This is a genomic window from Gordonia mangrovi, assembly GCF_024734075.1.
In the GTDB taxonomy this organism is placed as follows: Bacteria; Actinomycetota; Actinomycetes; order Mycobacteriales; family Mycobacteriaceae; genus Gordonia; species Gordonia mangrovi.
This window is the reverse complement of the sequence record NZ_CP102850.1, coordinates 3,791,535-3,804,046: the sequence shown is the minus strand read 5'-3', so window position 1 is coordinate 3,804,046 and position 12,512 is coordinate 3,791,535. Positions and strand designations below refer to the sequence as shown.

Here is a 12,512-nt window from a genome sequence, read left to right as displayed (position 1 = left end):
GAGTGACCATGAGTGGCAGCATGTCTCGCCGTCAGGCGATCGAAGCAGTGACGACCTACGAGGTGGAGACCGACGGCTTCGCCGAACCCTTGGCAGATACCTTCGGGCGTAACGTCTTCACGCTCTCGGTGATGAAGAATCGCCTGCCCAAGCACGTGTTCAAGGCGGTTTCGGCAACCATCGACAAGGGCGCTCCGCTCGATCCGGCCCTCGCCGACTACATCGCCGTCGCGATGAAGGACTGGGCCATCGAGAAGGGCGCCACCCACTACGCACACGTCTTCTACCCGCTGACCGGCTTCACCGCCGAGAAGCACGACTCGTTCCTCGAACCCGACTCCTCCGGTGCGTCGCTGGCCGAGTTCCAGGGCAAGACCCTGTTGCAGGGCGAACCGGATGCGTCGAGCTTCCCCAACGGCGGACTGCGCGGCACGTTCGAGGCTCGCGGCTACACCGGCTGGGATGTCACCAGCCCGGCGTACATCCTGGAGAACCCGAATGGCAACACCCTGTGCATTCCCACGATCTTCATCTCGTGGACCGGTGAGGCGCTCGACAAGAAGACGCCATTGCTGCGCAGTCAGCAGGCGATGAGCAAGCAGGCCATGCGTGTGCTGGAGTTGTTCGGCCACGAAGACATCGACACGGTCGTGTCGTACGCCGGTGCCGAGCAGGAGTACTTCCTGATCGACCGCCACTTCTACTTCTCCCGTCCCGACCTGATGACCACGAACCGCACCCTGTTCGGCGCCAAACCGTCGAAGGGCCAGGAGTTCGACGACCACTACTTCGGCGCGATCCCCGACCGCGTGCTGGCCTTCATGATCGAGCTCGACCGCGAGCTGTTCAAGCAGGGCATCCCGGCCAAGACCCGTCACAACGAGGTCGCGCCGGGACAGTTCGAGCTCGCCCCGGTGTTCGAGAAGTCCAACCTCGCCCACGATCATCAGCAGCTCATGATGACCACGATGAAGAAGGTCGCCGAGCGCTACGGGATGGTCTGCCTGCTGCACGAGAAGCCGTTCGCCGGTGTGAACGGGTCGGGCAAACACGTGAACTTCTCGCTGGGCAACAGCAACCAGGGCAACCTCCTCAACCCCGGCGACACCCCGCATGAAAACGAGCAGTTCCTGGTGTTCTGCGCCGCGATCATTCGTGGTGTGCACAAGTTCGGCGGTCTGTTGCGCGCCTCGATCGCGTCGGCGTCCAACGATCACCGACTCGGCGCCAACGAGGCACCACCGGCGATCATCTCGATCTTCCTCGGCGATCAGCTCGCCGACGTCTTCGACCAGATCGCCAAGGGCGGGGCCAAGGAGAGCAAGCAGACCGGGGTCCTCGAACTGGGCGTCGACACCCTGCCGCCGCTGAAGGCCGATGCCGGTGACCGTAACCGCACCAGCCCGTTCGCCTTCACCGGTAACCGTTTCGAGTTCCGTGCGCCCGGCTCCAACCAGTCGATCGCCGACCCGATGATTGCCATCAACGCGATGCTCGCCGATTCCCTCGACTACGTCGCCACCTTCCTGGAGAAGGAGATCTCCGACGGCACCGAATTCAATTCGGCGGTCCAGAAGCTGCTCTCCGACATCATCGTGGAGCACGGCAAGGTGGTCTTCAACGGCAATGGGTACTCCGACGAATGGCAGGAGGAAGCGGCCTCGCGTGGCCTGCTGAACCTGCGCACCACCGTCGATGCGATGGCTCAGTACGATGAGCCGGCGATCAAGTCGGTGATGAGCGACTACGGCATCCTCAGCAATCGCGAACTCGAAGCGCGTAAAGAGGTGGTCCTCGAGCAGTACGCGCTCGCACTGCTGGTCGAGGCCAAGGAGACCCTCGAGATCGCCAAGACGATGATCCTGCCGGCCACCAACCGCTACCAGGGAGAACTGGCGGCGACCGCCGCGAGCCTGAAGGCCGCGGGTGTCGAGACCGATCATCCGGTGATGCTGACGATGACCAAGAACCTCAAGGATCTCTACGCCGCGATGGCCACCCTCGAGGAGGCCGTCGACGAGTTCCACGGTGACACCGTGGAGGCCGAGGCCGAATACGCGCTGAAGTCGTTGATCCCGGCGATGACCGAGGTTCGGGAGGTCTCCGACATGCTCGAGAGCTTGGTCGCCGACGATCTGTGGCCGCTGCCGACCTATAATGAGATGCTCACCATTCTCTGATTCGACCGGCGCAAGCCGGCCGACCAGCACCGAAAGCGCCTCAGAGAAGAACCCCAGACAGTGCGCCCGTCGACATGGTGTCGTCGGCCACGCTGACGAGGGTGCTTCTCTGGGGCGCTTTTCGTCTTCTGGCCGGGGGTCGAGCAGGTCACCACCGGCGCGCGGAACCGCGCGACGCGCAGTCGATGCACAACCGTGCCGCCGGCAGCGCTTCGAGTCGCGCCTCGGCGATCGGCGACCCACAGTTCTCGCACTGACCGTAGGTCCCGGCGGTGACACGTATCGATGCGGCATCGAGTTCATCGAGCCGGACCCGTGATCGCTCCAGCTGAGCCACCAGATGGCCTCGTTCCACGGCGAGAGTCGACCCCTCTGGATCGTGCTCGTCGTCGGAGCTGGAGTCTGCGGTCGCCTCGATCACCGCGTCCAGGCGGGCCGACAGCTGGTCGATCAACGACACCGTCTCACTTCTCTCGCGGTGCAGTGTGTCGTGAATCCGGTCCGGGTCGTGCGTGGTCATCTGGTCTCCTCACCCTCGGACCGCCCGCAGCGACAGCGCCACCACGAGCCGTGTCGCCGGATCGTCGAGGTCCATGCCGGTGAGCGCCTGCAGGCGACGAACCCGGTACCGCAACGTATTCGGATGCACATGCAGAGCCGCCGCCGCTGCCCGGACGTCACCGAAATGGTCGAGGTAGGTGCGCAAGGAGAGCGTGAACTCGCTCCCGGTGAGCTCGTCGGTCTCGACCAGCTCGACGACCCGGCTGTCCACGAGCTCGGGGTTGGCCGCCAGATGCGCAACGATCTCGCCCAACAGCACTCCCGTCTGCGATTCCTCCACGGTGGCGACATCGTCGATCAGCTCGCCTTCCCGCTCGGCGGCGTCGAGAACCCGATCGGCCTGTCCGCGCAATCGCGGCACCGACCCCAGCCCGGTGTCGGGGCCCGCGACGACCGCCCGCAGCCGGGCCCCGAATTGCCGTTCGGCCGCGCCCAGCACGGCACGCGCCCACGTCACCGTCGCCTGTGCGGTGACCTCCGGCAGGACGACGTAGATGCGCGAACCCAGCGTCGCGGTCACCGACAACGGGCTGAAGGCACTGGCGTGCAGGGTCACGGCGGACAGTTCGGCCGCGCCACCGAGCGAGTGCGGCGCGCCGGAGGTCGCCGCGAGGCCGACGACGGCGACGGATGCGTCGGTCGCCAATCCGAGTTGCGCCCCGAGATATTCGGCGTCGACGATGTCGCCGCGCGCACCGAGTAGTCGACGGACGGTCTCGGCATGGTCGTTTCCGCGTGCACGTCCACGCGAGATCACCCGCGCGGCAACCGCTGCCGCGCCGGTCAACACCTCGTCGGTGTCATCGGCGAAGTCGACGCCGCCGCGCTGAAGCCAGATGACCCCGACGAATTCGCCGACCGCCGACCCCGATACCCGGATCGCCACCGCGCGACGAGCCCGGACCCCGAGGTCTGTATGCTCGGCCACCCGCACCACCTCCGACGACCTGCGCAGTACGTCCATCACACCCCAGTCCCGAAGCCACGCCATCATCTCCGGCGGGCCCTCGCGGCCCAGGATGGAGAGCCTGCGCAATTCATCGGCCTCGTCTCCGGCCCGACTGTAGGCCAGCACGTGCGATCGTTCGTCCTCGATACTCACCAGACCGCGGGTCCGGCGAGCGACTTCGGCGGCCAGATCGAAGAGGTCGCCGGTCGTACCCGTACGCATCGACTCGCCCGCCACACCACCGGGATCGGCTTCCAGCACCCGCATCACCAGGTGATAGATCCGCTCCCAGCGAGCATGCGGGTCGACGGCGACGACCGCCGTCCGGGTGACCTCCGCACGCGCCACCACCTGGGCCGATGGCGATTTGCAGAACACCGCCACCGGTTCGCGGGTGTCGAGACCGCACAGCCAGGTGAGCAACTCCTCGTCGGGCACTCCGACGAACAAGAACACGTCCGCACCCCGTGCTGCGCGCCCCAGACCGAGCCGCACGTCGTCGACGTCTAGCAGGGCGGCGGAGGAGACCACGGCATCCAGACCGGCGGGCGCAGTGACCAGTTGCGCGACCGTGCGGTCCAACGCCAGCAACAGCCGGCCGAGGGAGACGCCGGCGGCTACGGTCATGCTCCCAGTATGCACCCTGGGTATTGTCTGATCCGACAAACCGGTACGCAAAGTGTTGGCCGATGATCCATGTTCTCGGTGACCGACCACCCGGTGGACTGGGCATATGGATGCCGTCACCACTCCCCCGCGACCGACCAACGAACCGGTACACACCTACGCGCCGGGCACACCCGAACGCAGCCTGATCCGCGCCGAACTCAACCGCCAATCGGCTACCGCCGCGCAACACCTGCCGCACGTCATCGGCGGCCGCAACCACATCGGCACCGGCCGACTCGTCGATGTCGTGCAGCCACACGCCCATCACGAAGTACTCGGCACCATCCGCACCGCGACCCACGATGACGCCCGCGCTGCCGTGGACGCCGCGCTCGCCGCCGCGCCGCAGTGGGCGGCCACCTCCTTCGACGAGCGCGCCACCGTGTTGTTGCGCGCGGCCGATCTGATGAGCGGCCCGTGGCGCGAGCGGATCGCGGCGGCGACGATGCTCGGGCAATCGAAGTCGGTGCAGCAGGCCGAGATCGACGCCCCCTGCGAGCTGGTCGACTTCTGGCGGTTCAATGTCGCCTTCGCCCGCGAGATCCTCGCCGAACAACCGATGTCCTCACCGGGTGTGTGGAACCGCCTCGACCACCGCCCGCTCGACGGGTTCGTCTACGCGATCACCCCGTTCAACTTCACCGCCATCGCCGCCAACCTGCCCACCGCACCGATGCTGATGGGCAACACCGTGATCTGGAAGCCGTCACCTACGCAGGCATACGCGGCCGCGCAGACGATGGAGTTGCTCCGCGCCGCCGGATTGCCCGACGGGGTCATCAATCTGGTGCATGGTGACGGCAAGGATCTCTCCGATGTCGTGCTGGCCGATCCGAACTTGGCCGGAATCCATTTCACCGGTTCCACTGCGACGTTCCAGCACCTCTGGCGGGAGGTCGGCAGTCATATCGATCGGTACCGCAATTATCCGCGGCTCGTCGGCGAGACCGGCGGTAAGGACTTCATCGTCGCTCATGCGTCGGCCGACCCGGAGGTGTTGCGCACCGCCCTGATCAGGGGTGCGTTCGAGTATCAAGGACAGAAGTGTTCGGCGGCGTCACGCGCCTACGTGGCGCGCTCGGTGTGGGACCGCATGGGAGATGACTTCCTCACCGAGGCCAACGAATTGGCGTACGGCGACATCCGCGATCTGTCGAACTTCGGCGGCGCACTGATCGATCGTCGGGCCTTCGACAAGAACGTGGCCGCGATCGACCGGGCGAAGACCGTCGCCCACATGACCGTGGCGACCGGTGGCGGATGTGACGACAGCACAGGCTACTTCGTCCGGCCGACCGTACTGCTCTCGGATGATCCCACCGACGAGGCCTTCGCCACCGAGTACTTCGGGCCCATCCTCGCCGTGCACGTCTATGACGACGCATCGTTCGACGACACACTGCGACTGGTGGACACGACGGCGAAGTACGCGCTCACCGGATCGATCATCGCCACCGACCTCGATGCCGCCGCCCAAGCAAACCAGGTTCTACGGCACGCCGCCGGCAACTTCTACATCAACGACAAGCCGACCGGGGCCGTCGTCGGGCAACAACCGTTCGGTGGGGCCCGCGGGTCGGGCACCAACGACAAGGCCGGGTCCAAGGCGAATCTGATGCGCTGGACCTCGACCAGGACCATCAAGGAGACCTTCGTCCCGCCGACGTCCTCGGCGTACCCGCACATGGAGACCGATCCCTCATGAGCCTGTTCGACGCCACGATGCGACCGATGATCCTCGCAGCCGCACGCAACGACCGGATTCGGCAGACCTCGCAGCGCACGGCGATGACACGGCGAGTCGTCGAGCGCTTCGTACCGGGCGAGACGCAGACCGATGTGCTGGCCGCCACGCGCACCTCGCTCGACGCCGGCATGTCGGTGAGTATCGACTTCCTCGGCGAGGACACCACCGACGAATCGCAGGCCACCGGTACTGTCGACGCCTACCTGGCCCTTGTCGGCGCCATGGCCGACATCCCCGAAACCGGCCTTCCAGCAGGGCGTCTGGAGGTGTCGCTCAAACTCACCGCACTCGGGCAGGCGTTGCCCCGGCATGGTGCGAAGATCGCCGAGGAGAACGCGCGTACCATCGCCGCGGCGGCCCACGATGCAGGCGTGTTGGTCACCGTGGACGCCGAGGACCATGCCAGCGCCGACGAGCGGTTGATGATCGTGCGTGCGCTGCGGCGCGACTTCCGCGATGTCGGCACGGTACTGCAGGCCTACCTGCGCCGGACCGAGGACGATTGCACCGAGTTCGCAGAATCCGGCGCCCGTATCCGGTTGTGCAAAGGCGCCTACGCCGAATCCCCGTCGGTCGCCTATCCCACGCGGGAACTCATCGATGAGGCGTACCTCCGCTGCCTGCGAATCCTCATGAAGGGCAACGGGTACCCGATGGTGGCCAGCCATGATCCGGTCATCATCGACGCGGCGCAGGCGATGGCCGACGAGTTCGAGCGCACCCCGGATTCCTGGGAACACCAGATGCTCTACGGGATCCGCACCGACGAACAGCAGCGTCTGACGGCCGCGGGCCGTCGAGTGCGGGTGTACATCCCCTACGGAGGCGAATGGTACGGCTACTTGGTTCGGCGGCTGGCCGAGAAGCCGGCCAATCTCGGGTTCTTTCTGCGAGCGTTGGCCAGCTGACCTGCGAAAAGCGCCCCATGTCACGCGCCCTGCAGCCCTCAACCGAGCGGCTGAGCGCGCTTCACCTGGTCGGCGGCACGAGTTGCGTCGAGCTCCACATCCGTGGTGATCACCGCCGGACCAACGCGCAGGATGCCGGAGGTCAGCGGCTGCGCACGCAGTCCGCCCCGGCCGATCAACGCTTTACGCACACCCGCACCCGCCACGGTGTCCATCCAGGAGCACGGGTGCGCCGGACGGCCACCGCGAAACCGGATCGGTCCGTCACCGGTGTCGACGGTGAACTCCTGGGCGCGCAATGGATCGAGTTCGAGCCCACGAACGACCACGTTGCGGCGCGCGACAGCGGGATCGATGTCCCCGGCCGCAGCCTGCCAGGCCTCGAGCGCGAGGAAGGTCACCGCAGCCTCCGTGTGGGCGCGCACCCCGAAGAAGCGGTCGCCGCGAATTCCCTTGTCCGCCACGATCTCGACCTGATCAGGCGTCGATGTCATGACCTCGTCGGCCGGCCCGTCCTTGGGTCGTCCGAAGTAGGCGTGCCGAGGCGACACCAGCAGCGACACGATCAAGAAGCGATACTCCACACCCGTCGAGGGTAGAGGTCAGCGGCGCTCGGCGACCGGGACGTAGTGCAGTCCACGGAATACCGCACTGCTCGCGAAAACCGAGGCGTCGAGGTCGACGTCGCGGTGGCGCGCCATCCGCAGCGCCAGTCGCAGCAGCATCTTGATGTCGCGCGGGGTGATGTCGGGGAAGCCGCCGACGAGGTCGTCGAGCAGAGCCTCGCCGAGGACCACGTCGTTGCCCGCTGCGAGGATCTGCCAGATCTCCCGAGCATGCTTCGGCCCCGGCGGTTGATACTCGATGACGGCGGCACACCGCGCGAGGATCGCCTCGTCGACGCCGTCGACGCGATTGGTGGTGAGGAACAGCAGTCCGTCGAAATACTCCAGGGTGCGCAGGAATTCGGCCACGATGGCGTTCTGCGCCAGATCCAGACCACGTTCCATCACGAACACGTCGGCCTCGTCGAGCAGCAACACCGCGTCCCAGCGTTTGGCCCGGTCGAAGATCACCTCGAGGTTCTTGCGGACCAGTTCTGGCGTGGTGCCGAGCGAACCCGAGTGGATGGAGTAGAGGGGCCGGTGGGTCACCTCCGCGTACACCTCGGCGGTCAGTGTCTTGCCCACACCGGGCCGCCCCTTGGCCAGGATCACGTTGCCGGCCGACTTGCCGTCGATGATGTCGCCGGTGAACACCGAGATGTCGGTGGTCAGGATGTTGAGCAGTTCCCGCTGCTCGTCGGGCAACACCAGCTTGTCGCGCAGGTGGGTGTCGTAGACATAGGGCCGCAGGTCGGCCGTGTTGACGTCCAGGAAATCCTGTGCCCCGAGGTCGAAGACGCGCACGGCGGTGATGACCGGCACCGGTCCGTACGACTCCGCATCGAACAGGATCGACGACGCCACCATCCGCAGAGCCGCGACCTCGCTCGGGGCGACGTCGTGGACGACCTTGCGATTGCCCCGCTTGTTCGGTGCGCGGTGGTCATCGGTACGGATCACCCGTCCGGTGTAGCGGTACTGGTGGCCGAATCCCTCGGCGATGATCGTCTCGTACTCGGCGCGGCGACTCGCGTACGCGGCCTTGAGATCCGGCGTCTCCTTGTAGGCGCCGGCGGCAGCGAGAACGTCGGCCGGCACCTTGCCGACGACCTCGGTCTCCTCGAATGTCAGCACCCGGGGTTTGCGTGCGGGTCGTTTCACCGTGGCGTTGTCGGCCTCCGCGGTGATCTTGATGCGAGGGCCATGCGTGCGGTCGGCGTGCTCCATCGTGATGTCGGCGACCAGGTAGGGATGGAGGTGACCGTCCGACTCTCGCACATACAACCATCCGTCGATGAGGTCGTGCGACAGGAAGCTGCGGAAGATCTCGCTCGCCGCGTCGATATGCGGAATGACGGGGAATCGGCCGGCGCGTGCCGACCCAATCGCGGCCGCGGCCCGGGCGAAGGAGGGAGCCGACACCTTCGCCGTGGCCACCAGGTCGGCCAGCGCCGCATCGGTGAGGTCCCGATCGGCGATGGCCAGCTCTGGTGACCGCCACGTCTCGGCCTGCCGCCGGGGCGCGGCGAGGTCCGGAGAGGTCGTGGCGGCGACCACAGCGGTGGGTGCGACCAGCATGGATCAGCTCTCGGGGTCGAGGACGAAATCGTAGTCCACCGCAACGCCCTCGCCGGCCGGGTTGTCGCGCGGGTCGAGCATGAGCTCCGGCTTCACCGCCGACGCGATGTCGTCGTCGTTGTGCGGATCGCCGGGGAAGTACAGCTGGGTGGTGATCAGCTCGTAGCCCGGTGCGCTCACCTTGAAGTGCAGATGCGCCGGCCGCCAGGCGTGCCATCCGGCGGCGGCGATCAACTGGCCGCAGGCGCCGTCGGTCGGGATCTGGTAGGGCGCCGGCCGCAGTGTGTGGATCTCGAATCGGCCGTCCTCGTTGGCGATCCAGGTGCCGCGCAGGTTCCATTCGGGCAGACCGGGCGCGAACTGGGAGTAGAAGCCGAGGTCGTCGGCGTGCCACAGTTCGATCTTGGCGCCGGTGAGTGGGGTGCCGTCGACGGCGCGTACCTGCCCCGAGAACAACAGCGGGGTGCCAGGCTCGTCGTCACGCATCGGGATGGTGCCGTTCCAACCCAGCTCCGGTGATCCGTCGAGGTAGTACGGGCCCTCGATGGTGCCCTTACTGCCCTCGCGGTGCGCACTGGCCACCTCCTCGACCGAGTGCTCGAGCCAGACGTCGAGGAACAGGGGCCATTCTCCGTCCTCGCCGACCTTGATCAGCCACGCCTTGAGCGCGTTGTATTCGGCATAGCTGACCTGGTCCTCGATGACGATGTCGTTGATCGCCTTGATGACCTTGGAGGCGAGGTGGTCGACGCGGGCGGTGTCGACCACGCCTGCGCGCCCGGCCGTTTCCATGCGTTCGCGGAATCGGGCGGACGCATTGGCGCCGGATTCGGCGGCCTTCGCGGTGACTTCGGTGTCGAAGCTGATGTCGGTCATGGTGGGAACTCCTTCTGTGATCGGCCTGAGGGCTGACGATGCGGGTGAGGGCCGGCTCAGCCCGCAGCGATATCGGATGGGTGGGTGGCCAGCGGGGTCACCACGATGTCCATGTAGGGAAACAACGGAAGTCCGGACAGGATCTCGTGTAGTTCGTCGTTGTCGGTCACGTCGAAGATCGAGAAGTTGGAGTACTCGCCGACGATGCGCCAGATGTGCGGCCATTTGCCGCTGCGCTGCAGGTCCTGCGAATAGCCCTTCTCGCGGGCCACTATCTCGGCGCGCACTTCGGGGTCGAGGTCGTCGGGGATGTGAACGTCCATGCGGACGTGGAACAGCATCGTCAGCTCCGATCGGTTCGATAGTGGGCAAGTTTGTCCGGGTCGATCTCGATCCCGATTCCCGCACCGGCGCCGCGGTGTAGGTGACCATCGCTGATCTGCAGCGGCGTGGCGAGCAGATCATCGGTCATGTCCAGAAAGTTCGACAGCTCCCCGGCGTTGCGTGAGGTCGACTCGAAGGCCGTCCCGAATGTCAACGCGCACGCGGTACCGACCTGCCCGTCGATCTGATTGCCGATCACCACCTCGAGGCCGAGTCCCTCGGCGAGATGATGTACGCGGCGCGACGCGGTGAACCCGGTGCGTGCGGTCTTGATGCTGATGGCGGTGGCGGCACCGGCGAGGATCTCCCGGGTGACGTCGGCCGCGGTCGGCACCGACTCGTCGGCGATGAACGGCACGTCGAGCTGACCGACCAACCACCGCCGGCCGATCACGTCGTCGGCCGGGCACAGTTCCTCGGCGAACAGCAGCCCCAGATCGGCCATCTCCTTCATCGCCCGAGCCGACTCCGATGCCGACCAGCCGCGGTTACCGTCCACGTAGAGATCGACCTCCGCACCGAACCGATCGCGCAGCGCACGGACCACTGCGGTGTCGAGTTGCACCGGCCGACGCCCCACCTTCACCTTGAAGGTGCTGATCCCGTAGGTGTCGCGCATCTTCTCGGCTTCGGCGACCATGATGGCCGGGTCGTCGAAACCCAGCATGTGACTGACCCGCATGCGGTCGGTGTAGCCGCCGAGCAGTTCGGCGACCGGAAGTCCCAGCGACTTGCCCAACGCGTCCCAGATCGCCATGTCCACCGCAGATTTCGCGGTCGGGTTACCCACCGTCCGGGCCAGGCGGCCGGTCACCACCTCGCGCTCGAGCAGCGTCAGGCCGATCACCTGCGGAGCGAAGACCTTGTCGATCACCGCGACGATGCCGTCCTGGGTCTCGCCGTAGGTGAACGGACGTGGTGGCGCTTCGGCCACCCCGACGATCCCGTCATCGGTGTGCACCCGCACCAGCACGTGCTCGGCGGCATGCACCTCGCCGGACGCGAACCGCAACGGTTTCGAATACGGTATCGCGAACGGAATCGCCTCCACGGCAGTGATCTTCATAGTTGTTCTCCCACGTAGGTGTCGTTCGGGGTGCGCCGCGGGGAAGCCGTCTCCGCGGCGAAAGCCTGTGCGATGACCTCGGATACGGCGTCGACCACCGGGTTGTCCTGCCCGCTGCGCCAGGCGAGTGCGAGTTCGACGGTGCCGGCGTCCACCAGGTCTCGGATGACCAGCCCCTCGAGGGGGAGCGCACGAACCGAAGCCGGCACCACCGCGACTCCCATCCCGGCGGCCACCAGGGCGAGCAGCACGGCGGTGCCGGGGGCCCGATGCGCTCGTTGGGGGACGAACCCCGCACGGTGGCAGGTGCGGACCGCGGCGTCGTTCACCGCGGAGTCCTGACTGTCGTACATCACGAACATCTCGTTGCGCAGATCCTCCACTGCGACCACCGGTTCCACCGCCAGGCGGTGGTCCACCGACACGGCGAGAACCATCGGTTCGACGTCGATCAGTCGCATGTCGATGCCGTCTCCCACCACCGGCGGACGCAGCACGCCGAGGTCGATCGACAGGGCGCGCAGGCCGTCGCATTGCACCGGGGTCAGCATGTCCGACTGGATCTGCAAGTCCACGTCGGGCAGCTCCCGCTTGACCACCCGGGCGATGCGCGGCAGGTGCGAGAACGCGGCGATACCCGTCAGACCCAGCCGGATGACGCCACTTCGTCCGGCGGCGATTCGACGTACGCCGTCGACGGCATCATCGACGCCGGCCAGGATTCGCGCCGCCTCGGCCTGGAGATATTCGCCGGCCGGCGTCAGCGCCACCTGCCGGGTGGTCCGGGTGAACAGGGTGACGTCGAGTTCGGCCTCGAGTTGCCGGATCGCGTACGACAAAGCCGGCTGCGCCACGTGCAGTTGCGTCGCCGCCTGCCCGAAATGACAGGTGTCGGCGACAGCTGCAAAGTAGCGAAGATGCCGTAGTTCCATGTCCTGCGACTTTCTGTCCATCACTCGGCGGCGCCATTGTGACCGGCACCACGTCCA

General features: G+C 66.5%; 11 protein-coding genes. 3 read left to right on the top strand and 8 right to left on the bottom strand.

From position 1 onward, the window contains the following. Positions 1-8: 8 nt before the first annotated feature. Complete coding sequence (locus tag NWF22_RS17280) at positions 9-2,180, top strand: glutamine synthetase III family protein (RefSeq protein ID WP_160902937.1); 2,172 nt, start codon at positions 9-11, stop codon at positions 2,178-2,180. Positions 2,181-2,328: 148 nt separating this feature from the next. On the opposite strand, the gene NWF22_RS17275 is transcribed toward NWF22_RS17280, so the two are convergent. Then, positions 2,329-2,700: a TraR/DksA family transcriptional regulator gene (locus tag NWF22_RS17275; RefSeq protein WP_160902936.1), complete on the bottom strand. Its 372-nt coding sequence runs from the start codon at positions 2,698-2,700 to the stop codon at positions 2,329-2,331. A gap of 9 nt (positions 2,701-2,709) precedes the next feature. Beyond that, on the bottom strand, positions 2,710-4,317 hold the full coding sequence (locus tag NWF22_RS17270; protein ID WP_160902935.1) for a PucR family transcriptional regulator: 1,608 nt from the start codon (positions 4,315-4,317) through the stop codon (positions 2,710-2,712). 106 nt (positions 4,318-4,423) lie between these two features. Between NWF22_RS17270 and pruA the strand changes: the two genes are divergently transcribed. Both pruA and NWF22_RS17260 read left to right on the top strand, forming a co-directional pair. After that, positions 4,424-6,064, top strand: a complete 1,641-nt coding sequence (pruA, locus tag NWF22_RS17265; protein ID WP_160902934.1) for an L-glutamate gamma-semialdehyde dehydrogenase — start codon at positions 4,424-4,426, stop codon at positions 6,062-6,064. Further along, a complete protein-coding gene (locus NWF22_RS17260; protein ID WP_160902933.1) occupies positions 6,061-7,014 on the top strand; it encodes a proline dehydrogenase family protein in 954 nt (317 codons plus the stop codon). The genes pruA and NWF22_RS17260 overlap by 4 nt, the downstream gene beginning before the upstream one ends. A gap of 38 nt (positions 7,015-7,052) precedes the next feature. On the opposite strand, the gene NWF22_RS17255 is transcribed toward NWF22_RS17260, so the two are convergent. Genes NWF22_RS17255 through NWF22_RS17230 form a run of 6 tightly spaced genes read right to left on the bottom strand, consistent with a single transcriptional unit; the run spans position 7,053 to position 12,455 of the window. Then, positions 7,053-7,598, bottom strand: coding sequence for a molybdenum cofactor biosysynthesis protein (locus NWF22_RS17255; RefSeq protein ID WP_160902932.1), 546 nt, complete (start codon positions 7,596-7,598; stop codon positions 7,053-7,055). Positions 7,599-7,616: 18 nt separating this feature from the next. Beyond that, positions 7,617-9,197, bottom strand: coding sequence for an AAA family ATPase (locus NWF22_RS17250; protein WP_160902931.1), 1,581 nt, complete (start codon positions 9,195-9,197; stop codon positions 7,617-7,619). A 3-nt stretch (positions 9,198-9,200) separates the two neighbouring features. Then, positions 9,201-10,073 (bottom strand): catechol 1,2-dioxygenase, encoded by an 873-nt coding sequence (gene catA, locus NWF22_RS17245; protein ID WP_160902930.1) that lies wholly within the window; start codon positions 10,071-10,073, stop codon positions 9,201-9,203. A 56-nt stretch (positions 10,074-10,129) separates the two neighbouring features. Continuing rightward, the gene (catC, locus tag NWF22_RS17240; RefSeq protein ID WP_160902929.1) at positions 10,130-10,414 is read right to left on the bottom strand and encodes a muconolactone Delta-isomerase; all 285 of its coding nucleotides are present in this window, start codon (positions 10,412-10,414) and stop codon (positions 10,130-10,132) included. A gap of 2 nt (positions 10,415-10,416) precedes the next feature. Beyond that, positions 10,417-11,523, bottom strand: coding sequence for a mandelate racemase/muconate lactonizing enzyme family protein (locus NWF22_RS17235; RefSeq protein ID WP_160902928.1), 1,107 nt, complete (start codon positions 11,521-11,523; stop codon positions 10,417-10,419). Next, entirely contained in the window at positions 11,520-12,455 is a 936-nt protein-coding gene (locus tag NWF22_RS17230; RefSeq protein WP_160903360.1) for a LysR family transcriptional regulator, read from the bottom strand. Before NWF22_RS17230 ends, NWF22_RS17235 begins: the two co-directional genes overlap by 4 nt. Positions 12,456-12,512: the final 57 nt, after the last annotated feature.

What these genes read in the sequence shown, in the direction of transcription:
- NWF22_RS17270 (WP_160902935.1), bottom strand. Translation starts at nt 4,317, where the DNA reads ATGACCGTAGCCGCCGGCGTCTCCCTCGGCCGGCTGTTGCTGGCGTTG.
- NWF22_RS17275 (WP_160902936.1), bottom strand. Translation starts at nt 2,700, where the DNA reads ATGACCACGCACGACCCGGACCGGATTCACGACACACTGCACCGCGAG.
- NWF22_RS17280 (WP_160902937.1), top strand. Translation starts at nt 9, where the DNA reads ATGAGTGGCAGCATGTCTCGCCGTCAGGCGATCGAAGCAGTGACGACC.
- catA (WP_160902930.1), bottom strand. Translation starts at nt 10,073, where the DNA reads ATGACCGACATCAGCTTCGACACCGAAGTCACCGCGAAGGCCGCCGAA.
- NWF22_RS17230 (WP_160903360.1), bottom strand. Translation starts at nt 12,455, where the DNA reads ATGGAACTACGGCATCTTCGCTACTTTGCAGCTGTCGCCGACACCTGT.
- catC (WP_160902929.1), bottom strand. Translation starts at nt 10,414, where the DNA reads ATGCTGTTCCACGTCCGCATGGACGTTCACATCCCCGACGACCTCGAC.
- NWF22_RS17260 (WP_160902933.1), top strand. Translation starts at nt 6,061, where the DNA reads ATGAGCCTGTTCGACGCCACGATGCGACCGATGATCCTCGCAGCCGCA.
- NWF22_RS17250 (WP_160902931.1), bottom strand. Translation starts at nt 9,197, where the DNA reads ATGCTGGTCGCACCCACCGCTGTGGTCGCCGCCACGACCTCTCCGGAC.
- NWF22_RS17235 (WP_160902928.1), bottom strand. Translation starts at nt 11,523, where the DNA reads ATGAAGATCACTGCCGTGGAGGCGATTCCGTTCGCGATACCGTATTCG.
- pruA (WP_160902934.1), top strand. Translation starts at nt 4,424, where the DNA reads ATGGATGCCGTCACCACTCCCCCGCGACCGACCAACGAACCGGTACAC.